The organism is Frigoribacterium sp. PhB160, from assembly GCF_003751785.1.
Classification (GTDB): domain Bacteria; phylum Actinomycetota; class Actinomycetes; order Actinomycetales; family Microbacteriaceae; genus Frigoribacterium.
The window spans coordinates 646,202-670,723 of sequence record NZ_RKIE01000001.1 but is presented as its reverse complement, the minus strand read 5'-3'; the positions used below and the strand labels follow the sequence as shown (position 1 = coordinate 670,723).

General features: G+C 73.7%; 23 protein-coding genes. 8 read left to right on the top strand and 15 right to left on the bottom strand.

All coding sequences use genetic code 11. The features are described from left to right. Positions 1-14 precede the first annotated feature (14 nt). Positions 15-1,064, top strand: a complete 1,050-nt coding sequence (locus tag EDF38_RS03195; protein ID WP_123353955.1) for a family 16 glycosylhydrolase — start codon at positions 15-17, stop codon at positions 1,062-1,064. A gap of 73 nt (positions 1,065-1,137) precedes the next feature. On the opposite strand, the gene EDF38_RS03190 is transcribed toward EDF38_RS03195, so the two are convergent. The 10 genes from EDF38_RS03190 to EDF38_RS03145 all read right to left on the bottom strand — a co-directional run bounded on the left by EDF38_RS03190 (position 1,138) and on the right by EDF38_RS03145 (position 13,235). Further along, positions 1,138-1,710, bottom strand: coding sequence for a manganese efflux pump MntP family protein (locus EDF38_RS03190; protein ID WP_123353954.1), 573 nt, complete (start codon positions 1,708-1,710; stop codon positions 1,138-1,140). A 136-nt stretch (positions 1,711-1,846) separates the two neighbouring features. Next, entirely contained in the window at positions 1,847-3,016 is a 1,170-nt protein-coding gene (locus EDF38_RS03185; protein WP_123353953.1) for a glycosyltransferase family 4 protein, read from the bottom strand. Further along, complete coding sequence (locus tag EDF38_RS03180) at positions 3,013-4,533, bottom strand: glycosyltransferase family 2 protein (protein WP_123353952.1); 1,521 nt, start codon at positions 4,531-4,533, stop codon at positions 3,013-3,015. Before EDF38_RS03180 ends, EDF38_RS03185 begins: the two co-directional genes overlap by 4 nt. Further along, positions 4,530-6,407 (bottom strand): lipopolysaccharide biosynthesis protein, encoded by a 1,878-nt coding sequence (locus tag EDF38_RS03175; protein ID WP_123353951.1) that lies wholly within the window; start codon positions 6,405-6,407, stop codon positions 4,530-4,532. The genes EDF38_RS03180 and EDF38_RS03175 overlap by 4 nt, the downstream gene beginning before the upstream one ends. 496 nt (positions 6,408-6,903) lie before the next feature. Continuing rightward, a complete protein-coding gene (locus EDF38_RS03170) occupies positions 6,904-7,593 on the bottom strand; it encodes a hypothetical protein (protein WP_233572169.1) in 690 nt (229 codons plus the stop codon). 6 nt (positions 7,594-7,599) lie between these two features. After that, the gene (locus EDF38_RS03165) at positions 7,600-8,553 is read right to left on the bottom strand and encodes an aldo/keto reductase (RefSeq protein ID WP_123353950.1); all 954 of its coding nucleotides are present in this window, start codon (positions 8,551-8,553) and stop codon (positions 7,600-7,602) included. Between the two features lie 225 nt (positions 8,554-8,778). Then, positions 8,779-9,774 (bottom strand): NAD(P)-dependent oxidoreductase, encoded by a 996-nt coding sequence (locus tag EDF38_RS03160; RefSeq protein WP_123353949.1) that lies wholly within the window; start codon positions 9,772-9,774, stop codon positions 8,779-8,781. A gap of 304 nt (positions 9,775-10,078) precedes the next feature. After that, positions 10,079-10,927 (bottom strand): carbohydrate ABC transporter permease, encoded by an 849-nt coding sequence (locus EDF38_RS03155; RefSeq protein WP_123353948.1) that lies wholly within the window; start codon positions 10,925-10,927, stop codon positions 10,079-10,081. Continuing rightward, entirely contained in the window at positions 10,927-11,904 is a 978-nt protein-coding gene (locus EDF38_RS03150; protein WP_123353947.1) for a carbohydrate ABC transporter permease, read from the bottom strand. Before EDF38_RS03150 ends, EDF38_RS03155 begins: the two co-directional genes overlap by 1 nt. Beyond that, positions 11,904-13,235 (bottom strand): extracellular solute-binding protein, encoded by a 1,332-nt coding sequence (locus EDF38_RS03145; RefSeq protein WP_123353946.1) that lies wholly within the window; start codon positions 13,233-13,235, stop codon positions 11,904-11,906. Before EDF38_RS03145 ends, EDF38_RS03150 begins: the two co-directional genes overlap by 1 nt. 447 nt (positions 13,236-13,682) lie before the next feature. Here EDF38_RS03145 and EDF38_RS03140 point away from each other — a divergent pair, with 447 nt between their 5' ends. From EDF38_RS03140 to EDF38_RS03110, 7 genes are all read left to right on the top strand, one after another. After that, entirely contained in the window at positions 13,683-14,897 is a 1,215-nt protein-coding gene (locus tag EDF38_RS03140) for a type IV toxin-antitoxin system AbiEi family antitoxin domain-containing protein (protein ID WP_123353945.1), read from the top strand. Next, complete coding sequence (locus tag EDF38_RS03135) at positions 14,894-15,565, top strand: bifunctional 4-hydroxy-2-oxoglutarate aldolase/2-dehydro-3-deoxy-phosphogluconate aldolase (RefSeq protein WP_123353944.1); 672 nt, start codon at positions 14,894-14,896, stop codon at positions 15,563-15,565. Before EDF38_RS03140 ends, EDF38_RS03135 begins: the two co-directional genes overlap by 4 nt. Next, positions 15,562-16,590, top strand: coding sequence for a sugar kinase (locus EDF38_RS03130; protein ID WP_233572168.1), 1,029 nt, complete (start codon positions 15,562-15,564; stop codon positions 16,588-16,590). The genes EDF38_RS03135 and EDF38_RS03130 overlap by 4 nt, the downstream gene beginning before the upstream one ends. Positions 16,591-16,700: 110 nt before the next feature. Next, the gene (locus EDF38_RS03125) at positions 16,701-17,336 is read left to right on the top strand and encodes an MOSC domain-containing protein (RefSeq protein WP_123353943.1); all 636 of its coding nucleotides are present in this window, start codon (positions 16,701-16,703) and stop codon (positions 17,334-17,336) included. A 126-nt stretch (positions 17,337-17,462) separates the two neighbouring features. Further along, entirely contained in the window at positions 17,463-18,053 is a 591-nt protein-coding gene (locus tag EDF38_RS03120) for a PadR family transcriptional regulator (RefSeq protein WP_199734560.1), read from the top strand. Positions 18,054-18,174: 121 nt separating this feature from the next. Beyond that, positions 18,175-19,758, top strand: a complete 1,584-nt coding sequence (locus tag EDF38_RS03115) for an MFS transporter (RefSeq protein WP_123353942.1) — start codon at positions 18,175-18,177, stop codon at positions 19,756-19,758. Between the two features lie 255 nt (positions 19,759-20,013). Beyond that, a complete protein-coding gene (locus EDF38_RS03110; protein ID WP_123353941.1) occupies positions 20,014-21,165 on the top strand; it encodes an acyltransferase in 1,152 nt (383 codons plus the stop codon). A gap of 75 nt (positions 21,166-21,240) precedes the next feature. On the opposite strand, the gene EDF38_RS15820 is transcribed toward EDF38_RS03110, so the two are convergent. The 5 genes from EDF38_RS15820 to EDF38_RS03090 are packed head-to-tail and all read right to left on the bottom strand — an operon-like array spanning position 21,241 to position 24,489. Beyond that, positions 21,241-21,411, bottom strand: coding sequence for a hypothetical protein (locus EDF38_RS15820; protein ID WP_158613309.1), 171 nt, complete (start codon positions 21,409-21,411; stop codon positions 21,241-21,243). 37 nt (positions 21,412-21,448) lie between these two features. Then, positions 21,449-22,363: a phosphogluconate dehydrogenase C-terminal domain-containing protein gene (locus tag EDF38_RS03105; RefSeq protein WP_123353940.1), complete on the bottom strand. Its 915-nt coding sequence runs from the start codon at positions 22,361-22,363 to the stop codon at positions 21,449-21,451. Next, complete coding sequence (locus EDF38_RS03100; RefSeq protein ID WP_233572166.1) at positions 22,356-23,165, bottom strand: sugar phosphate isomerase/epimerase; 810 nt, start codon at positions 23,163-23,165, stop codon at positions 22,356-22,358. The genes EDF38_RS03105 and EDF38_RS03100 overlap by 8 nt, the downstream gene beginning before the upstream one ends. Beyond that, entirely contained in the window at positions 23,162-24,001 is an 840-nt protein-coding gene (locus EDF38_RS03095) for a triose-phosphate isomerase family protein (RefSeq protein WP_123353939.1), read from the bottom strand. Before EDF38_RS03095 ends, EDF38_RS03100 begins: the two co-directional genes overlap by 4 nt. Beyond that, positions 23,998-24,489 (bottom strand): ribose-5-phosphate isomerase, encoded by a 492-nt coding sequence (locus EDF38_RS03090; protein WP_123353938.1) that lies wholly within the window; start codon positions 24,487-24,489, stop codon positions 23,998-24,000. The genes EDF38_RS03095 and EDF38_RS03090 overlap by 4 nt, the downstream gene beginning before the upstream one ends. Positions 24,490-24,522: the final 33 nt, after the last annotated feature.

Sequence of the window (24,522 nt, the reverse complement as noted above, 5' to 3'; positions counted from 1 at the left end):
AGAGCAGGAGTCACGTGCCCCCCTTCACCCCGTCCGGACGACCTCGCGGCGACGATCCCCGTCGCCCCGACGGCCCCGGCCGCTCGGCGGGCTGGACCGCGACCACTCGCCGCGGCGTCGCCGTCGGCGCCGCCGCCCTGCTCGTCGCCTCGGTCGGCATCTCCGTCGCCGCCGCCCGCGGCGACCAGGGCGACGAGACGAGCGCCGGCGCGGCCACGTCCGCGCCCGCCGAGCCCGACGCCACGACGAAGGACGCCCCCGACGTGACCGACCGCCCCTCGAGCACGCCCCAGGCCGCCCCCGCCGAGACCGCCGTCCCCGAGGCGCCGTCCGCCGCGACCGAGGGCGAGGGCGCCGCGGTCGACCAGACCAGCGGCCAGGCCATGCCCGTCGGCGACCTCGACGGGTGGACCCAGGTCTTCGCCGACGACTTCGACAACACCGTGCCGAACGGGTCGTTCCCGGGCCCGTACCGCGGCTCGTGGGAGACCTACGACGGGTTCTCCGACACCTCCCGCCTCGGCACGTACCGGGAGGACGGCGTCTCGACCGCCGACGGCAAGCTCGCGCTCGACGTGGCGAACCAGGAGGGCTCGGTCACGAGCGCCGCGGTCGTGCCGCTCGTCGGCGGCGAGTGGGGCGGGCAGGTCAACGGCCGGTTCAGCGTCCGCATGCGTGCCGACTCGGGCCCTGGCTTCTACGCCGCGTTCCTGCTGTGGAGCGACGACAACGACTGGGACCAGGGCGAGATCAACTTCCCCGAGGGCGACCTGACCGGCACGGCCCGGGCCTACAACCACACGCTCGGCGACCCGTCCCTGAACTCGTTCGCGGCCGACACCGGCCTGTCGTTCCAGGACTGGCACACCTACACGATCGAGTGGCGCCCCGACCGCATCGACTACCTCATCGACGACCAGGTCTGGAAGACGACCTACGACGACATCCCCGTGTCGAAGCTGCACTGGGTCATGCAGATCGAGACGACGGGCGACATGCCGCCCGTCGGGTCGGCCGGACGCGTCGAGGTCGACTGGGCGACGGTCTACTCGTACGACGGGTAGGGCCGGCGCGCGGCGCGGCAGCGCCTGTCGGGCGTCGGCCTCAGTCGTCGGGCGTCGGTGCCGGTCGTCGGCGTCAGCCGAGGATGCCGAGGTGCTCGAGCAGGATGCTCGTGCCGATGAGGATGAGCACCACGCCGCCGGCGATCTCGGCGGGCTTGCCGAAGCGGGCGCCGACGCGGTGGCCGACCAGGACGCCGACGATCGTCAGCACGGTCGTGGTGACGCCGATGAGCAGCACCGCCCCGCCGATGGAGACGGGCAGGAACGCCAGGGTCACGCCGACCGCGAGGGCGTCGATGCTCGTCGCGAGGGCGAGCACCAGGAGCTCGCGCACGGAGAGCCGGTCGCGGTCCTCCTCGTCGTCGTCCCCCGAGGTGAAGGCCTCCCAGAGCATCTTGCCGCCGACCAAGGCCAGCAGGCCGAACGCCACCCAGTGGTCGACGCCGGCGACGTAGCGGGCGAACGTGGTGCCGAGCAGCCAGCCGATCAGCGGCATCAGGGCCTGCGCGGCGCCGAAGGTGAGGCCGATGACGACGGCGGTCTTCACGGACGACGACGACTTGAGGTGCAGGCCCTTGCCGAGCGCGACCGCGAAGGCGTCGGCGGAGACGCCGACGGCGATGAGGAGCAGGGCCCAGAAGCTCACGGGACGACCTTTCGGAGAGCACGGCGACAGGCGCCATCGCCCTCGGGAACTCGTCGATGATGCCACATCGCCGACCGACCGGAGGCACGAAAAGGCCTGGTCAGAGGTATTCGGCGAGCCGAATTCCCGGGTTGGGTCAGCCTCGGCCGCGACGTCGGCGGGGGCGGGCGTGCTCGCGGAGGACAGCCTCGACCCCGTCCACGTGCGAGTCGAACGGGAACTCCGCCTCGACCCAGGCACGGCAGCGGGCGCCCAGCTCGGGGTCGTCGTCACGCCAGTCGAGGAGGCCGACGAGGGCGTCGCCGAGGGCCTCGGGGTCGGCGACCGGGACGACGAAGCGCGAGAACTCGCCGCCGAGCACCTCGGGGATCGCGCCGACGTCCGTGCCGACCACCGGTCGTCCGGTCGACATCGCCTCGATCAGCACGCGACCGAACGCCTCGGGCACCTCGGACGGCATGACCACGACGTCGGCCGCGTGCAGCAGGGGCACGACGTCGCTCTGCACGCCGAGCAGGCGCCAGGTGCCTTCCGGCAGCTCGGCCAGGGCCTTCGCGACGGCCCCCTCGGGTCGGGGTCCGGCGATGACGAGCACGGCCCGCGACGGGTCGAGCCCCAGTCGGGCCCAGGCCCGCACCAGCGTCAGCACGCCCTTCGAGGCCTCGGGACGGCCGTAGTAGAGGACGACCCGGGCCCCGGGGGCGACGTCCAGACCGAGGTCGCGACGGGCGGGCTCGAGGCGGTCCGCGCCTCCGGCGGGGTAGCTGTCGAGGGGCACGGCGTTGTGCACGACCGTGATGCGGTCGGCGTCGATGCCGGCCGCGACCCAGAGCGACTTCGTGTAGTGCGAGACCGCGACGAAGCGGGCGACCCCGGTCATCACCGTGCGCGTCGCCCGGAAGTTGGGCGCGTGGTGCAGGTGCACGACGATCGGCAGGCGCGCGGCGCGCGCCGCCAGCTGCGCCCAGATCGCCTGTTCGGAGCGGTTCAGCCACAGCACGTCCGACCGCGACCGCATCGCCCGCACGATCGACGGCACGAAGCCGAGCAGCTGCAGCGGCGCGAAGGGCAGCCCCACCGTGAAGCCGTGCGGGCCCCGCACGCGGACGCCCATCGAGCGGTACGTCGCCCGCTGCTCGCCGCCGAAGGTGTAGAGCAGGTCGAACTGGTGGCCGCGGGCGACGAGGGCGCCGATGTCCTGCAGCATGCACAGCTCGATGCCGCCGAGGGGCCGCAGGACGAGCGACGTCGTCAGGACGCGGAGGCGCGGGGCGGCGGGGTCGAGGACGGCGGCGGAGGCGGTCATCGTGTGGGCCAGCTCGGGCCCTGGTCGGGGGCGACCCACGAGTCGGCGCGGGCGAGGCGACGGCTCCGGAGGTAGGCGAGGGGACCCCGCGGGTAGCCGGACAGCTCGCTCAGCAGGAGCGAGCGGGGGTAGGCGTCGACGAGGCCGGCGGGACGGGGGGCGTCGTCGCGGTCCGCGCCTCCGGCGATCCGGGAGACGCTCGTGGAGGCCATGGCGACCAGGGCCGGCGGCAGCAGGCGGGCGAGGCCCAGCACATGGCGCGGCTGGTTCAGCACGAGGGACGACAGCATCGCCGTCATTCCGAGGCCGTTGCCCCGCAGCTGGCCGAGCAGCTCGTCGGTGCCTCGGCGGTGCCGGTGGTGGACGACGGCGGCGGGCTCGTAGGCGAGGCGGCCGCCGGTCCAGAGGACGCCGATGAGGGCGGCGAGGTCCTCGCCGCCGCGGGCCGGGGTGCCGGTGCCGAGCGCCAGGTCGAAGCCGCCGATGCGACGGAGGGCGGTGCGGCGGAACGCCATGTTGGCACCGGCCCCGTAGCCGCCCACGCCGTAGACGGGCAGGACGCGGACGGTGCGGCCGTCGCGGTCGGTCACGCGGACGCGGGCGCCGTCGAGGAGACCGGCGCGAGCCCGGCCGGGACGCGCTCGCTCGGGCTGGGCTTGCTCGGGCTGGGCTTGCTCGGGACGCGCTCGCTCGGGACGCGCTCGCTCGGGCCGGGCTCGCTCGGGCGTCAGGAGGAGCGGGCCCCAGGCGCGCTCGCCGCTGAAGCCGCCGTAGTAGCGCTCGAACCAGATCTGGGCCGGGGTGTCGAGCTCGGCGGGGAGGATGAGGCCGGTCACGGCGTCGACCTGCGGGTCGTCGACGAAGCGCTGGGCGAGCTCGCGCAGCCAGTCCGGCTCGACGCGCACGTCGTCGTCGGTGAAGACCACGATCTCGCCCCGCGCCTCGGCCACGCCGGCGTTGCGGCCCGCCGAGATCCCCTTGCGCGGCTCGTGCACCGCGCGGACGCGGTCGCGGCCGGCGACGAGACCGGGCAGCACGTCGTCGGCCGGCAGCACCGGCCGGTTGTCGACGATGAGGAACTCGACGTCGGGGTAGTCGACGCGGGCGAAGCCGTCGAGCATGAGCTCGAGGTCCTCGCGGCGTCCGACGATGGTGGACACGACGACCGTCACGGCGGGGAGGAGGTCGTCGGGGGTGCGCGGCGGCCGGGCGGCCCCGTCGGCCTCGGCCTGAGCGGCCAGCTCGCGCAGGGGGGCCAGGGCCGCCCGGGCGTCGGCGGGGTCGCGCGTCAGCCGCACGTCGAGGTCGCCGACCGGGCGGCCGTGCCAGGTCGCGATGACCCGCGCGCTCTCGTAGACGTCGTCGGCGACGAGGTCGGGGCCTTCGTCGGTGCGGGGGGCGGCGGCGTCGGGCGCGGCGTCGGGGTCGAGGGCGGTGCCGGGGCTGCTCAGCTCGAGGTGGACGACGCGGCGGGGGCCGGGCTCCGCGACGGGCTCGGCGGGGGCGGTGCGGGTCATGCGTCCTCCTCGGTGCGGCGGCGGCGTGCCGTCGACGGTGCCGACGCGGCCGAGGCGGTGTCGTCGTCAGGACTTTCCGTCGCGGGTGCCTCGGACGGGCGGGCGGCGGGGCCCGGCTGCGCCGTGCCTCCTGAGTTCGTCGCGCGGTCGGCGGTGCCGGTGGCGCTCGGGGTGCCGGTGGCGCTCGGGGTGCCGGTGCTCGGGGTGCCGGTGCTCCGGGCCTCGGGGCCCTCGGGTGCGAGGCCGACGGGGCCGCGGCGCGCGACGGCCAGGCGGCGGAAGAACCAGGGCAGGCAGGCGAGGGCGACGGCGACGCGGGCGAGGTTCCAGCCGAGGGTCTGCGGGAGGGCCGTGGTCGCGCCCGCCACGACCACGACGGCGAGGACGCCGAGGACGAGGCGGGGCGGCGCCCCGCGCCAGGGGACGCGCTTCGGCAGGGCCGCGAGCTGGAGGGCGGCCATCAGCGAGTACGCGATGACGGTGGCGATCGCGGCGCCGAGGATGCCGAAGAACGGGACGAGGGCGAAGTTGAGGCCGATGTTGACCGCGGCGGCGATGGCGGTCGTCACGCCGAGGGTCTTGGCCTTGCGCTCGATCGTCAGGAGGCGACCGCTCGCGCCCGCCGCGGCGGCGGGGAAGGCCGTCAGGGCGACCGCGTACACGACGATGGTCAGGGCGCTGGGGTCGAAGCTCTCCGGGACGAGGATCGGCATCGCGAAGGGGGTGACCAGCGTCACGGCGAGGACGATCGGGTTGAGGAGGCGGTAGATCTCGTCGCGTGAGGTCATGGCCAGGGCGTACCGCGCCGCCTCGTCGCGCATCTGGGCGAAGTGCGGAGCCCATGCCCCGTTCGTGAACGAGAGCATCAGGATCACGGCCGAGCCGACGACGTACGCGACCTGGTACTGGCCCACCGCGTCGGGGCCGATGAGGCGCTGCAGCACGATGCGGTCGCCGGCGTTGAGCACGAAGTAGGCGAGGCTCGACAGGGCGAGCGGGATGCCGAACGCGACCGCTTTCTTCGTGACCGGCCCGGCGAGGAGGCCCCGGACCCGCGGCCTCGTGAAGACGACCGCGAGCACCATGGCGAGGGACTGGCTGATGACGCTGCCGAACGCGTAGGTGAGGGCGCCGCCGCCCATGGTCAGCAGCAGGGTGAGTCCGATGAGCTGGCCGCCCACGGCCGACACGACGCTCGTCGTGGCGAAGGCGCGGAAGCGGTCCTCGGCGAGCAGCAGCGCGAGCATCACCTGCACCGCGGCGGACGGCGCCGTCCAGATGAGGACCACGGTCAACAGCCGGTGGTCGGTGCCGAATCCGGCCGCCTCGGCCCAGAGCGGCACCGACAGCAGCGCGAGGCCCGTGACGAGGAAGGCCACGACGATGCCGACGAAGGCGAGGCCGCGGGCGGTGCGGGCGTTCCCGTCCTCCGCGTGCTGGAGCACGAGGGCCTGGTCGAGGCCGAGCAGCGCCAGCACCACGACGACCTGGTAGACGGCCTGCGCCGTCGAGAGGGCGCCGAAGTCGCCGACGCCGAGCAGGTGCGCGAGGATCGGCGACACCACGGTGCCCGCGACGAGCTGCAGCGACCAGATGATGACGTAGAGGAGCCCGCGACCGAAGAGGTGCGACTCGTGCGACTTCTCGTCGTCGTCCTCGTGGGGCGCGCCCGACGCCTCGGCGGGACGGGCGTCGACGGAGCGGGCGTCGACGGGGCGGGCGGGGTCGACGTGCGCGTGCTCGGTGCGGCCGCGGTCGGCGTGCGCGTGGCCCGCGTGGCCCGGGGCCTTCTGCACGGGGATCGAGCCGGTGAACGCCCGTTCGGCGTCGGCCCGCTGCGGGAGGTGCGCGGACGGGCCGATGCCCTGCGGCATCAGGGAGGGGACGGCGAGGACGCCGGTCTCCTCCGGGTCCCACGACGCTGCTGATGCGTGTCGCGCCTGCTCGGCGTCCCGCGCGGAGGTCGCGGCGTGGCGGCCCTGCGCGGTCGGGGGGGAGACGGGCGTCGGGGAGGAGTCCGCGGGACGTTCGGGGCGTCCGGGACTGCTGGGCGGAGGGGTCCGCATGGCTCGGGTCCTGTCGGGTGTCGGGTGATCGTCGACGCGGGCCGCCGCCCGAGGGGTGAGCCCGGACGACGTCGAGCGGCCGAGGGGCAGCAGCCGGTTCGCACGTCGAGCCTCGAAGCTATCTCATGGTCTGCGAGCGGACAACGCCGTCCCGAGCTTCATCGAGCATTCAGGGGATGTCCGGGGACCGGCCCCCGGCCCGCCCGTGCGCCCGGTCGTGCGAGTGGCCCCGCGCACCCGCTCCCCCACCAGCACCGTGTCGACGACTCAGGAGACCTCGTCAGGCGGGGTGCCCGCACCGCGCTCAGGTCGCGTCGCGCGGCGGAACTGCCTGAGTCGTCGACGCGACGTCGGGCGGGGACGCGCCGCGCGCCTCCTCGGGGGGCCGTCGGATGGTGCTGACGACGTCGACGAGGCTCGGGCTGGGCGGCGCCGACCCGAAGCCGAAGCGTACCGGCGGCGAGAGGGGAGCGAGCGGGCCGAGGTCGCGCCCGCCGTCGAGGGCCGTCAGCGCCGTGACGTGCCGGGCGGTCGTGACGCCGTAGAACTCGCGGCGGCCTCCCCCGGCGGTCCCCGCGGTGCGGGCGCCCCGGACGAGCACGCGCGCGACCGGGTCGACGACCCGCAGCCACGCGGGACGGGTCGCGATGCCCCGCGGCACGAGCCGCAGCAGCATGCCGAGCCCGGAGATGCCGCCGATCGTGAGCCGGACGTCGAGGTCGCCCGCCGTCACCCGCAGCCCGCCGTCGACCCGGCGCCACGCGACGGGCACGACCTGCACATCGTCGAACGAGTACGTCGCCGAGACGTAGTCGGCCACCTGGGCGGAGGGAGCCAGGAGGAGGCGGTGGCCGGCTCGGTCCTCGAGCATGACGTCGGCGAATCGGCCGAGCGGCGAGTCCTCCCACATGCCGATGACGATGCGGGTGCCGGAGGCCGTGCCGACCCCGGCGATCCGCCCGACGAAGCGGTCGTCGGGCCTGCGCTCGGCCACGTGCCGCTACTCGGGGACGGCGGCCGAGGCCGTCTCCAGGGAGGCGAGCTCGTCCGCGCCGAGGCGGATGGACGAGGCGGCCATCAGGTCGGGCAGCTGCTCGAGGGTGCGGGCGCTGGCGATGGGAGCGACGACCGTCGGCTGGTGCTGGAGCCAGGCGAGGGCGACCGAGGCGATGCTCGCGTCGTGCGCCGTCGCGATCTCGTCGAGGGCGGCGACGACCGCGAGTCCCTCGTCGCTGAAGTAGCCCTCGACGCTGCTCGAGCGGGCCTGCCCGGCGATGTCGTCCCGGGTGCGGTACTTGCCGGTGAGGAAGCCCGCGGCGAGCGACCAGTACGGCGTCACCCCGAGCTCGTGCGCGCTGGCGAGCGGGGCCAGCTCGCGCTCGAACGGCTGGCGCTTCACGAGGTTGTAGTGCGGCTGGAGCGCGACCGGCATGGCCCACCCCTCGCGCTGCACGATCGAGATCCACTCGCGGATGCGGTCGGCGGAGTAGTTCGAGATGCCGACGTGGCGGACCTTGCCCGCCTCCTGGAGCGCGTGGAAGGCGCCGAGCGTCTCCTCGAGGGGCGTCTCGGCGTCGTCGAAGTGCGCCCAGTAGAGGTCGATGCGATCGGTCTGCAGCCGCGCGAGCGAGGCGTCGGCCGCGGCGGCGACGTTCGCGGCGCCGAGCCCCGCGAAGTCCGGGTGCTGGCTGACCTTCGTGCCGATGACGACGGCGTCGCGGCGGGACGCGCCTCCCGCCTTCAGCCAGGAGCCGATGATCGTCTCGGACTCGCCGCCGTGGTTGCCCGGCGCCCACGCCGAGTAGGCGTCGGCCGTGTCGACGAAGTCGCCACCCGCCTCGACGAACGCGTCGAGGACGGCGTGGGACTCGGCCTCGTCGCTGGTCCAGCCGAACGTGTTGCCGCCGAGGGCGAGGGGGTGGACTTCGAGGTCGGAGGAACCGAGGCGAGGCATGGGGCGTCCTTTCGTGGGGGTCGACTGTTCAGGTCTAATCCGCCCGCGGGCGGCGGCTGTGCGGGAACGCCCAGGGTGGGCGACGGCGATGCCTGAGTTCGCGACGGGGGGCGGGGGCGGGCTCGTCGGGCGCGGGGCGCGGGGCGCGGGGCGCGGCGGGGGCGGGCTCGACGGGCGCGGGGCGCGAGGCGCGGGCGGCGACCGCGGGCAGGCCGCCCCCCGCCCCTAGTACCCGGCCTCGACGTCGACCACGCCCTCGGCCGACCGACCGGCCGCGAGCGCCTCGACGTTGGCCCGCACCCGGTCGTGGAACAGCGGCTCGATCATCTCGAGCGTGTCCGCCTGGTGGGGCGTGATCAGCGCCCGGGGCTCGCTCCAGAGCGGGTGGCCGTCGGGCAGGGGCTCGGGGTCGACGACGTCGAGACCAGCGGCGCCGATCGAGCCCTCGGCGAGAGCCGCGACGAGGGCGTCGGTGTCGACGAGCGGGCCGCGGGCGATGTTGACGAGCACCGCGGTCTGCTTCATGGCGGCGAGCTGGGCCCCGCCGACGAGGCGGGTGGTGCCCTCGGTCAGAGCCGCCGCGACGACGACGACGTCGGCCTCGGGCAGCACCTCGTCGAGCCGGTCGGTCGTGACGGTGCGGTCGGCGCCCTCCACCTCGCGGGCCGTCCGCACGACCATGGTCACGTGGGCGTCGAAGGGGGCGAGCAGGCGCAGCAGCTCCGTGCCGATGCCCCCGGCCCCGATCACGACGACCCGCGAGCCGTTCAGGGTGATCCCGCGCTGGCGGGTCTCCCACGAGGAGGCGCGGGCCCTGACCTGCAGGGAGCGCAGGGTCGCCAGCGTGAGGGCCAGCGCATGCTCGGCGACCGGCGCGCTGTAGGCGCCCTTCGCGCTCGTGAAGACGAGGCCGTCGCGGGCGGTCGCCCGCATCGTCTCGACGTAGGCGTCCACGCCGGCGCTCGGGAGCTGGACGACGGCGATGCCGGGGTGGTCGTCGATCGCGGCGCGGAGCTCGGCCTGGTCGACCTTGCCGCCGACGACGAGCATGCGCGTCTCGTCGCCGAGGGGCACCTCGCGGGCGCCCGCGTCGCGGACCGCGCGACGAGCGGGGGCCACGCCCCACGCCGACGGGTCGGCGGCGGGTGCGTCGGGCGCATGGGGCGCCTCCGGTACGGCGGGTGCGGTCGCGGGCAGGACGGTCACGGCGAGGTCGGTCATCGCTCGAACCTATCGATCAGGTCACGACCCTGGTCCACGAGGCCCGCCGGTGGCAGAGTCGTCCCGTCCGCGTGACGACCCGCGCGCCAGGTGGACGAGAGGTGCGGATCAACGGCGATCCGCACCTCATCTTCATGCCCGGCGCCGTCGGCCTGCCTGGGCAGAGCCTGCCTCTGCCGCGGCGACCCGGGCGCGGGAGGACTCAGGACTCGTCGTCCGGGCCGGCCCCGGTCCCCGCGGTGCGGCGCGGCGACCGCCTCGATCGCCTGAGTCGTCGACGCGACCGGGCCCGCGCCCCCGCGGCTCAGCCCTTCACGGCGCCCGAGGTCAGGCCCGAGACGATCGACCGACGGAAGATCAGCACCAGCAGCACGATCGGCACCGTCGCCGACACCGACGCCGCGAAGATCGCCCCGTACGGGACCGTGAACTGCGTGCCGAAGAGGGCGATGCCGACCGGGATGGTGCGGAACGACGTCTCGCTGTTGAAGGTGAGCGCCATGAGGAACTCGCTCCACGAGGCCGTGAAGGTGAAGACGCCGACCGTGAAGAGGCCGGGCTTCGACATCGGGAGGATGACCGAGAAGACGGTGCGGAGGGGCGAGGCGCCGTCGATCTCGCTGGCCTCCTCGATGGTGGTGGGGATGCCGGCGAGGTAGTTGCGCATGATCCAGATCGCGAAGGGCAGGTTGAACGCGACGTACGGGATGATCAGGCCGGGGTAGCTGTTCAGCAGGCCGAGCTGGCGCTCGATGAGGTAGATCGGCGTGAGGACGGCGATCGCCGGGAACACCGACAGCATGAGGAGGGTCGTCATGATGCCGGTGCCGCCCTTGAGCTTGCGCCCGGTGAGGGCGTAGCCGGCGAACAGGGCGAGTCCCAGCACGAGCACCGTCGTGCTCACCGCGACGATGACGCTGTTGAGCATGTAGACGGCGAGGTCGTTCGAGACGAACGCGGTGACGTAGTTCTCGAGGGTCCAGGTCTGCGGGACGACCGTCGGCGGCGAGGCGGCGACCTCGGACGACGTCTTGAACGACGAGACCACGAGCCAGTACAGCGGGATCGCCGTCACGGCCGCGATGAGCACGCCGCCGAGGTTGACCACGTTGATCCAGCGTCGCCAGCCGCGACGCACCTTCGTGCGGGCCATCAGTCGACTCCCCTCGCCTGGTTGCGGAACGCTCGGAGGAAGAGCAGGCAGCCGACCCCGACGATGAGGGCTGTCGACGTCGCGATGGCGGCGCCGGGCCCGATGTTGATGTCCTGGAAGAGCACCTTGTAGCCCATGATCGCGAGGGTCTGGGTGGAGGTGCCCGGGCCTCCCTGCGTGAGGACGAACGGCAGGTCGAACACCCCGAACGCCTGCAGCACGCGGAAGAGCACGGCGATCGTGAAGGTCGGCAGCAGCTGCGGCATGACGACGCGCCAGAACGTCGACCACGCGCTCGAGCCGTCGAGCTCGGCCGCCTCGTACTGCTCGTCGGGGATCATGACGAGCCCCGCCAGCAGGATGATCGCGACGAAGGGGGTCGTCTTCCAGATGTCGGCGACCATGAGGGCCGCGGCGGCGCTGACCGGCTCGCCGAGGATGACGGGCGGGCTGTCGGTGACCAGCCCGATGCCCCAGGTGGCGATGCCGTAGGTGGAGTCGTAGATGTACTTCCAGAGCTGCGCCGAGACGATCGTCACGAGCGACCACGGCACGAGCAGCAGGGCGAGCATCCAGCCGCGGGAGACCCCGAGCCGCTCGAGCACGAGCGCGGCGAGCATGCCGAGCACGAGCTCGACCGTGACGGTGATCACCGTGTAGAGGATCGTGAACCCGAGCGCCCGGTACCAGTCGCTGCTCTGCAGCAGGGCGCCGTAGTTGCCGAGGGTGTACTCCTCGACCTGGAAGCCGTCGTAGTCGATGCTGACCCGCGCGAAGCTCAGCACCACGGAGTAGATCACCGGGAAGACGGTCACCAGCAGGATGACGAGCAGCGCCGGGCTCGCGAAGAGCCAGGCCGCACGGTTGCGGGTGCGGGCGAGGGAGGTGCGGGCCGAGCGTTCAGGACGCGCCGAGTCGGGGCGCCCGGGTCCGGCGGTCGCGGGGCGGGTGTCGGCCGTTTTCTCCTGGACGCTCATCAGAGGGCCTGCCCGGCGATGGCGACGTCCATCTGCCGTTCCATGCGGCTGGTGCCCGTCTGCAGCGCCGACTGGCCCGCCGCGATCGAGTTGGCGTTGACGTAGATGCCCTGCGAGACCTTCGGGTAGAAGGCCGTCGCCGTCGGTCGCGGCACGAGGGTGTAGTCGGCGGCGATCGAGTACTGCGGCTTCGCGGCCGCCACCGCGTCGGGGCTCGTGAGCGACGCCGTGCGCGCCGGGATCACCCCGCCCTCGCGGACGATGAGCTGCTGCGCGTCCTCGTCCGCGAGCCAGCGGGCCCAGGCGAGTGCCGCCGCCGGCTTCGCGGTGTGCGGGTTGATGTAGCTCCCCCAGCCGCCGATCGTCGTGTGCGTCTCGTCGGTGCCGTCGAACCCGGGCCTCGACCGGATGCCGATCTTGCCGGCCACGCTCGACGCCTCCGGGCTGTTCGCCGTGTCGTACGCGTACGACCAGTTGCGGAGGAAGGCGGCCCGCCCCGTCGTGAACGCGTCGAGGCTCGCCTGTTCGATGTACGTCAGGGAGGCGCGGGGCGTGACCCCCTCGGAGACCAGCGAGGCCATGAACTCCAGCCCTCGCCGCGCCTCCGAGCTCGTGGCCGTCGACGCGGTGATGTCGTCGTTCGTCAGGCGACCGCCGGCGTCGGCAACGAACTCGACCGTGTTGCAGGTCATGCCCTCGTAGACGTTGCCCTGGAAGACGAAGCCGTAGTCGACGTCGCCCGTGTCGATGAGCGCCTTGCTCGTCTCGACGACCTCCTCCCACGAACCGGGCACCTGGAGGCCGTGCTTGTCGAGGAGGTCCTGCCGGTAGACCAGGAACGAGTTGTCGATGTAGACGGGGAACATGTAGTATTCGCCGTCGACGCTGGCCGCGGTGCGGAGGCCTTCGGGGTACTGGTCCCAGAAGTCGTCGGGCACCAGCGTGCTGAGCGGGGTGGCGAGCGAGTTCTCGGCGAACTGGCCGGGCCAGGCGATGTCGCCGTGGATCACGTCGGGGCTTTGCGAGCCCGCCGCGATCTGCGTCGTCAAGGTCGTGCGGTTCGTGTCGGTGTCGGCCGGGGCCGCCACGAGGTTGATGCGCACGTTCGGGTACTTCTTCGTGAACTCCTCGATGAGACGCGGTCGGAGGTCGCCGCCCTCGTTCGTGGCGATGTTCGCGCTCCACCAGTCGATGGTGACGGGCTCGTCGCCGACCTCCGTGGGCCAGTCGGCGATGTCGGTCCGTTCGGCGCGGGGCGCGCATCCGGCGAGCGCCAAGGCCCCTGCCGCTCCCGCCGCCCCGACGAGCAGGCCCCTCCGGTCGATCTGCATGCGTCCTCCTCGACGTGTCGGATCGGTCTGAGCGGGTCGTCGCTGACCTCGCTGTCGTCGAGCCTAGGAAGGCCCGGACGAGGTCGTCAAGGGCGCGGGGCGACGGGGATGTTGCGCGGAGCGCACGGGGCTCGGGGGTGTAGGGGGGTCGCTCGGAGGGGTGCGGGGCGGGCGTGCACGGCGCGCCCGCGGGGTCGGCGGCGCAGCGCCCGGGGTGCCGGCGCTGCTCCACCTGGGGGTGTCGGCAGGTCAGGAAGGGCCGTCGCCGGGAGGGGGGCCGAGCAGGGTCCAGGGCCGCCCGGGCCGACCGTTCCTGACGCGTCGACGGCACCCCGCCGCCGACACGGACGGCGCTGGTTCCTCCCCCGCGCGCTCGAGCCGGCTGTCGTCCCCAGGCGCGCCCGGTGCCGTCCGCCGGCCGACGCGCCCTCCGCCACCCTCGACGTCATGGACACGGGACGACTCCTCGACGCGGTCGGCAGCGCCGGCGGCTTCGCGACGCGACGACAGCTGCGGGCGCTGGGCGCCACCGACCGCGACCTGGCCCGGGCGGTGGCCTCGGGCGACCTGTCCCGGCCACGCCGGAGCTGGTACACGGCCCTCCCTCCCGACGACCCGCGGGTGGTCGCCGTCGGCGTGGGCGGCCGGCTGACCGGCACCTCGGCCCTCCTCGAGCTCGGGGCGTGGCTCTGGGAGGCGCCCGACTCCGTGTCCGTGTCGGTCGCCCGCAACGCGGCACGGCTCCGACACCGTCGTGGGGCCCGCGTCGTCTGGGACGGGCCGCGCGTGCTCGAGAGAGGCGACGTCGCCCTCGTGCACGTCGTCGACGCGCTGCGCCGGGCGATCCTGGAGGAGCCGTTCGAGATCGCCGTCGCGCTCTGCGACTGGGCGCTCCACGTGGGACGCCTGTCGACCCGGGACTTCGCGGGGCTGGTCGCCGAGCTCCCGGCCGACGCCCGGTCGATCGCCGACTGGGTCGACGCCGACAGCGAGAGCGTCCTCGAGAGCGTCGCCCGGGTGCGCCTGACGTCGGCGGGCTGGCGCGTGACGTCGCAGGTGCGCGTCGGCCGAGGGCGGATCGACCTCGTCGTCGCCGGGGTCGTGGCCCTGGAGCTCGACGGCCGCCGGTGGCACGAGTCGGCGTTCGAGGCCGACCGCCGCAAGGACGTCCGCATCCTCACCGGCGGTCGTGTCCCCCTCCGCGTCACCTGGTCGATGGTCAAGGACGACTGGGCCGACGTGCTCGGGGCGGTCGAGGCCGGCGTCCTGCTGCACCGCGCGGGGACCGAGGACGCGCCGTCCCGGGTGGTGCTCCCTCGCGAGCCGTCATCAGGGGTCGTCCGGCTCGGCGGCGCGTCCCGCCGGTCGTCTCGCCGCGTGCCGACATCGCGCCGCGGTCGCGCCTGGCGACTTCCCCGCCGTCGACCCGAGCAGGTGTCGCACACGTGGTCGAGGTCGCTCGCGGCCGCCGCGCCCGTCGCCCCGGGCCGGCACGCGGGCGACGGACGCCTCGCCTCGCCCCGACCAGGGCGCGCGGCATACTGGTCCGTGACGGCCACGGTCGTCCCGGGCGACGGTGCCCGCGCCGCATCCGCCCCCGAGGCGGGCGCGCCGGCGCCGTGTCGAGAACCAGCACCGCACCGACGCGAAGGGCCTCCATGAGCACCGACCACCTCTCGACCCGGTACCGGGTGCCACCGTCCGCGATGCTCCGCGACACGGGCGTCGTCGCCGTCCTCCGGGCCGAGCACGCCGACGAGTACGCACCGGTGATCGACGCCCTCGTCGCCGGGGGCGTCCGCAGCATCGAGCTCACCCTGAGCACGCGCGGCGTCGTCGAGGCACTGCCCCGGCTCCTCGCGCAGGTCGGCGACGCGGCCGAGATCGGCGTCGGCACCGTCACGACGGCCGGCCAGCTCCACGAGGTCGTCGGCGCCGGGGCGGCCTACGTCGTCACCCCCGTCACCACGACCGAGCTCCTCGACGCGGCGCAGGAGCACGACGTCCCCTTCTACCCGGGCGGACTGACCCCGACGGAGCTCGCGTCGGGCTGGGCGGGGGGCGCCACGGCGGTCAAGCTCTTCCCCGCCTCGGTCGTCGGACCCGGCTACCTCGCACAGCTGCGCGGACCGTTCCCCGACCTCGAGGTCGTGCCCTCGGGCGGCATCGGCGTCGACGACGTCGCGGCGTGGATCGACGCCGGCTGCCTGGCCGTGAGTCTCGGCGGACCCTTGCTCCGCGACTGCTTCGCCGGCGGGTCGCTGGCCGAGCTGGAGGAGCGCGCCCGGCGGGTGCGCGGCATCGTCGACCGAGCGAGGGAGGCGCGGTGACCGACGCGATCCGCGCCTCCGGCCCTCTCGGCGGACCGGGCCACGACGGGGCTCGACCGGCTCCGGTGGTCGTGACGCTCGGCGAGAGCATGGGCCTGTTGTCGTCCGTCACGCCCGGGCCGCTCGCCCATGCCTCCACCCTGCAGCTCGGCATGGGCGGGTCGGAGTCGAACGTCGCGATCGGCGTCAGCCGTCTCGGCGTCCGGGCCGTCTGGTGCGGGCGGGTCGGCGACGACGCGGTCGGCAGGCTCGTGGAGCGCGAGATCCGCGCAGAGGGGGTCGACGTGCGAGTCGTCGTCGACGGCGGGGCCCCCACCGGCCTCATGCTCAAGGAGCGACGGACGTCGACGTCGCAGAGCGTCAGCTACTACCGCACGGGAAGCGCCGGGTCACGCCTCCGTGCCGACGACGTCGACGCGGGCCTGGTCGAGGCCGCGACCGTCCTGCACGTGACGGGGATCACTCCTGCGTTGTCAGAGAGCGCGGCGGACACCGTCCGCTCCGTCGTCGACCGGGCCCGCGGTGCCGGCGTGGTCGTCTCGTTCGACGTGAACTACCGGTCGGCGCTCTGGTCGGCGGCGGAGGCCTCGCGGGCGTGCCGCGACCTCGTCGCACGGTGCGACGTCGTGTTCGCCGGGGAGGACGAGGCCGTCATGCTCGTCGGCCCGGCCGACGAGGCGGGCGACGAGGAGGCCGCGGCCGTCGAGCTGGCTCGCCGGCTCGCCGCGCTCGGGCCGAGCCAGGCCGTGGTCAAGCGGGGGGCCGCGGGAGCCGTCGCCGTGGTGGACGGTGCCGTGCTGCGGCGCGCTGGGATACCGCTGGTGGCCCACGACACGGTCGGCGCCGGCGACGCGTTCGTCGCCGGGTGGCTCGCCGAGACGGCTCTCGGGCGCGACCCCGAACGGCGCATGACGACGGCCGTCGCCGCGGGCGCCTTCGCGTGCCTCGCCGCCGGCGACTGGGAGGGCCTGCCCCGGCGTGCCGAGCTGGCCCTCCTCGAGGAGCGTGACCCCGTGCGCCGCTGACGGCCGTCGTCGACGACGCCGCCGGCCGGGGTCGATCGCCACCGACGCCGACGGCCGCTCACGGCCGCGACGGGCTTGTCGACCGCACCACCCTCGGGCAACATGTCCCCATGCCCCACATCACCGCGGTCTGCCGGGTCGACGGCCTCCTCCCCGAGACGGGCGGCGTCGGCGTCACCGCGATCGACAAGCGTCCCGTCGACGGCGAGCTGCTGGTCAAGAAGACCGGGGTGTTCGGGGACATCCAGGCCAATCGCAAGCACCACGGCGGGCCCGACAAGGCCGTGTACGTCTACGCCGACGAGGACGCCACGCACTTCGCCGACCTCCTCGACCGCGAGATCTCGCCGGGCCTGTTCGGCGAGAACCTGCGCACGTCGGGCCTCGACGTCAGCGGTGCCCTCATCGGCGAGCGCTGGACGGTCGGCGACGAGCTCGTCCTCGAGGTCACGATGCCGCGCACCCCCTGCGCCACGTTCGCCCGCCGCATGCGCGAACCGCGCTGGGTGCGGCGCTTCCAGGACGAGGGCCGCCCCGGGGCGTACCTCAAGGTCGTCCGTGCCGGACCGGTCGTGGCGGGCGCCGAGATCACCGTGACGTCGCGCCCGTCGCACGGCGTCACCATCGCCGAGTGCTTCGCCGGTCTCGAACCCGACCGGGCGGCCGCCCTGCTGAGGAATCAGGACGGACCGTCGCTCAGCGACGTGATGCGCGGCGTGGCGACGCTCGCAGCCGCGCGTTCCTGACGACGAGACCCGGCCCCGCCCCGCGACCCTGCCGCGTGACCTCGCCACGCCCGATGCCGCTCTCGACATTGCACGCTCTGCACGAATAGTTGACCGTGAGCGACTACTCGTGCGAGAGTGCTCTCCGTGTCGTCCATCCGCCTCTTCATCCTCGACTCGTTCGCGCGTCACGGTGAGATGCACGGTCACCAGCTGCGGCTGCAGGCCGAGCGCGAACGCGTCCACTACTGGACGGACATCTCGGTCGGCGGCATCTACGGAGCCCTGAAGCGACTCGCCTCCGACGGCCTCCTCGAGTCGGTCCGCACCGAGCGGGAGGGCAACTTCCCCGAACGCCAGGTCTGGGCCATCACCCCGGCCGGCCGGGCTGCGCTCGACGCGAGCCGACGGCACGCGCTCGACGAGCTCGTCCTGCGTCCCGACCCCTTCGACCTGGCGCTCACCCGCGTCGATCCCGACCGCATCGGCGACCTCCCCACGGCCGTCCACGCACGCCGGGCCGCGCTCGAGAGGCTGCTCGCCGAGGCGGTCGCCCACTCGGCGAGCGCCGCCCCCTGGCTCTCGGTCGCCGAGAAGCACGCCCTCGCCCACCGCGAGCACCGCATCCGTGCCGAGATCACCTGGCACGACACGCTGATCGACGCGCTGCCGTCGATCGTCGCCGACGAGGAGGCGGGGGCCAAGCACGCGGCCACCGTCAGCTCCTCAGGCGGCTGAGGCGCGCCTCCTCGTCGCTCCGCCGTCGTCGGGCCGAGTGCACACGTCGTCCTGAACTCCCTGCGCGGCCCCGGGCCGCACCTCCCCCTCCCTGCCCCACCCGGCTCCGAAAGGCCCACCCATGACCGACGCCACCCGGGCTCCCGCCCCGGCCGCCATCCCCCGCCACGCGTGGCTCGCCCTCGTGGCGCTGCTGCTCGGCATGTTCATCGCCCTGCTCGACACCACGATCGTCAACGTGGCGCTGCCGACGATCCGCACGTCGCTCGACGCCTCCGAGTCGACGCTCTCGTGGATCATCTCGGGCTACGCGCTCGCGTTCGGCCTGACGCTCATCCCGGCCGGGCGCATCGGAGACCGCATCGGCCACAAGTGGGTCTACTTCACGGGCGTGCTGCTCTTCACGCTGGCGAGCCTCGCCTGCGGCGTGGCGACGAGCGACGTGCAGCTCGTCATCTTCCGCGTGGTGCAGGGCCTGGCGGGCGGCATCTTCGTCCCGGCGGTGACCGCGTTCATCCAGCTGCTCTTCCCGGGGCGTGCCCGCGGCAAGGCGTTCGCGATCATGGGCGCCGTGATCGGGGTCTCGTCGGCGCTCGGGCCGATCATCGGCGGGCTCATCATCCAGGCGTTCGGCGACGAGAACGGCTGGCGCCTCGTCTTCTTCGTCAACCTGCCGTTCGGCGTCATCACGCTGATCGCGGCAGCGGTCCTGCTCCCGAAGCGCGACGAGTCGGTGCCCCGACCCGACAAGGGTCTCGACTGGTTCGGCCTCGTGCTCGTGTCGGCCGCGTTCGTGGCGCTGCTCGTGCCGCTGATCCAGGGACAGGACGAGGGCTGGCCCGCCTGGACCTACGTCACCATCGCAGCGGGCCTCGTGCTGCTCGCGGCGTTCGGCGCCTGGGAGGTCGCGTACACCAAACGCGGGCGGACTCCCCTGGTCCCGCCGAAGCTGTTCTCGCACCCGTCGTTCACCGGCGGGGTCGTGCTGGCCCTGGTCTACTTCGCCGCCTTCACCAGCATCTTCTTCACGATCTCGCTGCTCTGGCAGTCGGGCCTCGGCCACAGCGCGCTCGCCTCGGGCGCCGTCGCGATCCCCTTCGCCGTGGGCAGCATCATCTCGTCGTCGCAGAGCAACAAGCTGGCGCAGCGGCTCGGCCGCAACGTGCTCGTGCTCGGCACGGCCCTCGTCGCGGTCGGACTCGGATCGATGTGGGTGCTGCTGCTCACGGTCGACGCCGCGGACTTGACGAACTGGATCCTCCTCGTCCCGCTGCTCGTCGCCGGGCTCGGCAACGGCTTCTTCATCGCGCCGAACGTCCAGTTCATCGTGGCCACGGTCGACCCGCAGGACGCCGGCTCGGCCAGCGCGGTCATCTCGGCCATCCAGCGGATCGGCTCGGCCGTCGGCATCGCGATCATCGGCAGCGTGCTGTTCGGCTCGTTGCCGACCGGGCGCGAACTCGCGACGGCCGCGGGGCGCGCGACGGGCTTCACCGACGCGTCGGCCGCGGCCATGGGCGTGAGCGCGGCGTTCGCCGTGGCGGCGTTCCTGCTGGTGTTCGCGCTGCCGCGGCGGGTGTCGCACGGGCGCCCGCCGGCGTCCGCCGGGCGCGACGGGCAGGGCGGCCACGCGCCCGACGGGCAGCCCGGCGACGCCGGGCGCGACGACCCGGCGGCTGCCCCCGCGTCGACGACTCAGGCATGAGCGTCGGCCAGGCCCCGTCGTGACCCGTCACGGCGGCGGCCCGGCCGACGGCTCCTGACGACTCGACTCGACCCGACGCGACCCGACCCGACCCGACTCGACCCGACCCGAACCGACCCGACGCGCGGCGACCCGACGCGCGGCGACCGAGACGCACCGCCTCGACGCGACGCGCGCAGCGGCAGCCGGGCCGATCCCCGCACCGCCGGGTGCCCCACCCGGGCGATTCCGAGGATTCCGAGGCACACTGGACCGATGCCCAGCGCCCCGCCGACGCCCTCCGCACGCCGTGACCGCGTGCTGCCGCTCGACGGACTGCGCACCGTGGCCATCGCCTTCGTCGTCCTGTACCACCTCCACGTGCCGGGCTTCGGCAGCGGATTCGTGGGAGTGAACGTCTTCTTCGTCCTCTCGGGTTACCTCATCACGGGTCTCCTGATCAGTGAGCACCGCAAGTCGGGCCGCATCCGCCTCGGCCGCTTCTGGGTGCGCCGACTGCTGCGCCTCTACCCGACGCTCCTCGCCGTGGTCGTGGTCGGGATGGCCCTGTGGTGGCTCATCGGCGATTACCAGGGCTCGACGATGAGCGCACTCGGCGCCGCCGGCGTGGCCCTCAGCTACACGGGCAACATCGCCCGCTCGTTCTTCGGCGAGTCGCAGGGCGTCTTCTCCCCCATGTGGAGCCTCTCCATGGAGGAGCAGTTCTACCTCGTCTGGCCCCCGCTCCTCGTGCTGCTGCTCGCGCTCGCCGCCGGTCGCCGCGTGATCGTCTCGGTGCTGGCCGCCCTCGTCGTCGGCTCCGTCGTCGCGTCGGGCTTCCTCTTCGACGCCCCGTCCGGAGGCGCGACCCCCGACATCTACTTCAGCCCAGTCCTCAACGTGGCCCCTTTGCTGCTCGGCTGCCTGCTCGCGGTCGTGCTCGACTCCGAGCGCGGCAAGGCGCTGCTGCGCGGCCGCGCGGGCTCGGCGGCCACGTGGATCGGCCTGGCCGGCGTCGTCGGGTCGCTGGCGGTCATCGGCTCCGGCTGGCAGCAGCAGGTGACGACCTTCACGATGATGCTGCCCGGCGTCGCCGTCGCCTCGGCGCTGCTCATCGGCGGACTCGTCTCGCGGCCCTCGTGGCCGGCCCGCATGCTCTCCCTCTCACCGGTGGCCTGGTTCGGCCGTGCCCTGTCGTACCCGCTCTACCTCTGGCACGTCGTCTTCATCGCCCTGCTCGAGCCGATCGTCCCCGGCGCCCTCGGCAAGGTCGCCGTCATCGCGGCGGCCGTCGTCACGGCCTGGCTGTCGCACCGCTTCGTCGAGCGGCCCGCTCTGCGCCTCAAGGACAAGCTCGAGTCCCCGAAGGGCGAGACTCCGGTCTCGACGGGCGAGTCGGCTCGCGAGAGCGAGCTCAGCCGGGCTTGAGGCCCGACCGCAGGCGCGAGACGCGTCCGCGAGGCCATCCCCAGGCGTCGCCCGGCGTCGCGTCGCGTCGACGGTTCAGGAATCGTCGACCCGGCGACGCACGTCGGCCGCCCGGCCGGGGCGGTAGCCGACGGCAGGTCCTGAGTTCGCGACGGCGGGGAGCCGGACGACCGGGTCGGCGAGCGTCGCCCCGAGCACGACGAGGGCGGTGGCCCCGTCCCCGACGTGGCCACCGCCCCTGCTCATGCGTTCGCGCTCGCGCTCGACGAACCGGCGCTCCCGCTCAGCGCTTGACGGCGTCGATCTTGAGCATGCGCGCGATGACGCCGTCGAGCTCGCTGTCGTCGAAGATCTTCTTCCAGTCGTCCTTGACGATCGACTCGCGGCCGTAGTCCATGGCGATGTGGCAGGCGTCGCTGAACGGGTTGGAGCCGCGGAGCCCGTTCGTCAGCGCGATCCAGGTGTGGCCGTAGAGCATCGCGCGGGCGGCCTCGTAGGGCACGCCGACGCCGTCGACGGTCTCGTCGAGCGCCTCCTTGAGGAACGCTCCGACCATGCACGCGATGGTCTCGACGAGCGTCGGCTCGAGGACGGCGAGCTGCTTCACGGTGACGTAGTGCACGGCGATGACGGGCGCGTAGATCGTCGAGATGACCTGGGTCGCGAGCTCGCGCACGGGCGAGTCGGCGTCGACGCCCTCGAGCGCCGCGATGACCTCCTGCGGGGCGGCGACGCCGCCGAAGGTGTCGGCCCACTCCTCCTTCGTGGTGCGCTCGAGGAACACGCTCGGGTGGCACGGGTGCGCGACCGCGTAGTGGATGTCGTCGCGCGACGCGAGCAGCCCGGCGTACGCCGCGGCCGGGTCGAGCGTCAGGATGATCGCGCCCGACTTCATCGCCGGGACGACGCTCTCGGACACGGCGCCGAGCACGACGTCGGGCACGGCGAGGATCACGACGTCGGCGTCGGCGACGGCGACCTCCGTCGGGGTGACCGTGCGGCCGAGCGACTCGATGTGGGCGACGCCGGCCGGCGAGGCCTCGCTGTAGAGGGCGGTGTAGGCGCTCTTGGCGAGGTTGTTCGAGACGCGCTGGCCCATCTTGCCGCCGGCGCCGATGACGGCGACGGTGACGTCGGACGAGCCCTGTCCGTCGGCGTAGGTGACGGCAGCGGTGGTGGTGTCGAGGGTGTCAGTCATTGTTCTTCCTCCTGAGGTGGTCGATGGTCGTGGTGGTCCACCCGGCCTCGAGCCGGGTGGTGGTCTCGGGGTCGCCCTGCCAGGGCAGCCAGTGCTCGACGACCTGGTTGACGGTCGTCGCGCCTCCGTCGCGGGCCTCGAGGGCGGCCTTGACGCCGTCGTAGTCGAGGAGCCCCTCGCCGAGCGGGGTGCTGGTCAACGCGAAGCCGACCCAGCCGTCCTTCCGGGAGAACGCGAAGTCCTTCACGTGCCAGTTCACGACGAAGGGCAGGCAGCGTGCGGTGACGTCGGCGGGGTGCTCGAGCGCGGCGACGGTGTTCGCGGGGTCGAGCACGATGCCGAGCCGAGGGCTGCGGAGGTGCCGCACGACGGCCACGAGCTCGGTCGAGCCGACCTGCTCGTAGGTCTCGAGGGCGAGGGTGACCCCCGCCTCCTCGTACTCCGGCAGCACCTCGCGCAGCCGCCGGTCGGTCTCGACCGCGTCGGGCCGGTCGTCGCCCTCCGTCCACATGGTGCGCACGAGGGAGGCGCGGAGAGCGACCGCGAGGCGCAGCCAGGTCCGCAGCACGGCCGGTCGGGTGCCGCGGGTGCCGAGCTCGAGCGTCAGCCCGAGCTCGTCGGCGAGGCCGCGCAGGGCCGCGAGCTGCTCGTCGGTGTAGTCGACGAGCGGGGCGTGGTCGCAGATCTGGAACAGGCCGAGGCCCTGCGCCGCGGTGTCGCGGAGCATGTCGTCGAGCGTCAAGGGCTCAGGCACGAGCTCGCTGCCGCGCCAGAAGTACGCGTACGTGCTGAGGCCGATCACGACGACGCCTGATTCCTCGACGCGGCGGGCGCCGTGCCCACCGCGTCGCCGCCGAGCGCCAGCGCCTCGTCGAGGATCCGCTCGACCGCCGCCGCCTCGTGCGCGAACCGTCCGAGGAACAGCCCCCGCACCGCGCCGCCGAGCTCGGTCAGCAGTCCGGGCCCGGCGCTGCCGCCGTAGACCACACGGCTGCCGACGCGGCCGGGCAGCCCCGCGAGGTGCTGCTCGACGGCGGCCACGACGGCGGTGATGTGCGTCGACGACGCAGGAACCGGCGCACCGATCGCCCACACGGGCTCGTAGGCCACGACGACCGCGCCGGAGAGTCCTGACCCGTCCGCGTCGGCGAGCGCCGCGTCGATCTGCTGCGTCACCTCGAGCGCCGCGAGCGACGCCGGGGCCTCGGCGACCTCGCCGACGCAGAGCAGCGGGGTGACGCCGTTGCGGAGCGCCGCCGCGGTCTTCGCCGCGACGACCGCGTCGTCCTCGTGGAACAGCGCACGCCGCTCGGCGTGCCCCACCTCGGCCAGCGTGCAGCCGATCTCGGCGAGCTCGACGCCGCTCACCTCGCCGGTGAACGCCCCGAGGTCGTCGGTGGCGAGGTCCTGCGCGCCGAGCCGCACGGGGGCGTCGCCGATCGCGGCGCGCACCGGCACGAGCGCCGGGAACGACGGCACGACGAAGAGGTCGACGAGACCGTCGCGCGTCGCGGGGTGCCGGGCCGCGATCTCCGCGACCTCGGTCGCCCACGCGATCGTCCGGGCGTGCGTGAAGTACATCTTCAGGCTCACACCGATCGTGAAGCGCGGCCCGGGGCGCGCGGCTGCGTCGGTCATGCCCGGGCGTCGATCCCGACGGGCTCGGCCGAGCCGTCGTAGCCGCAGATCGCCGCGACCTTGTCGGCCGAGGCGCTCGACGAGTCGAAGCGGTACGTCAGCCACTCGGCGGCGAGGCGACGCATGAGCTCGACGCCGACGACGCGCTGGCCCATGCAGAGCACCTGGGCGTCGTTCGACAGGACGCTGCGCTCGACCGAGAACGAGTCGTGGGCGGTGACGGCGCGGACGCCGGGCACCTTGTTCGCCGCGATCGCGACCCCGAGCCCGGTGCCGCAGAGCAGGATCGCCCGGTCGGCCTCGCCCGAGGCGACCATGCGGGCCGCGTCGACGGCGACGTGCGGGTAGGCGGTGTGGCCGTCGGCGTCGACGCCCACGTCGACGACGCTCGCGACGAGGCCGTTGGCGGCCAGGTCCTTCTTGAGGATCTCCTTGTAGTCGAAACCGGCGTCGTCCGATCCGACGACGATGCGCAGCTGGTCAGCCATGGTGGTGCCTTTCGTTGGAGGAGGTGGGGAAGA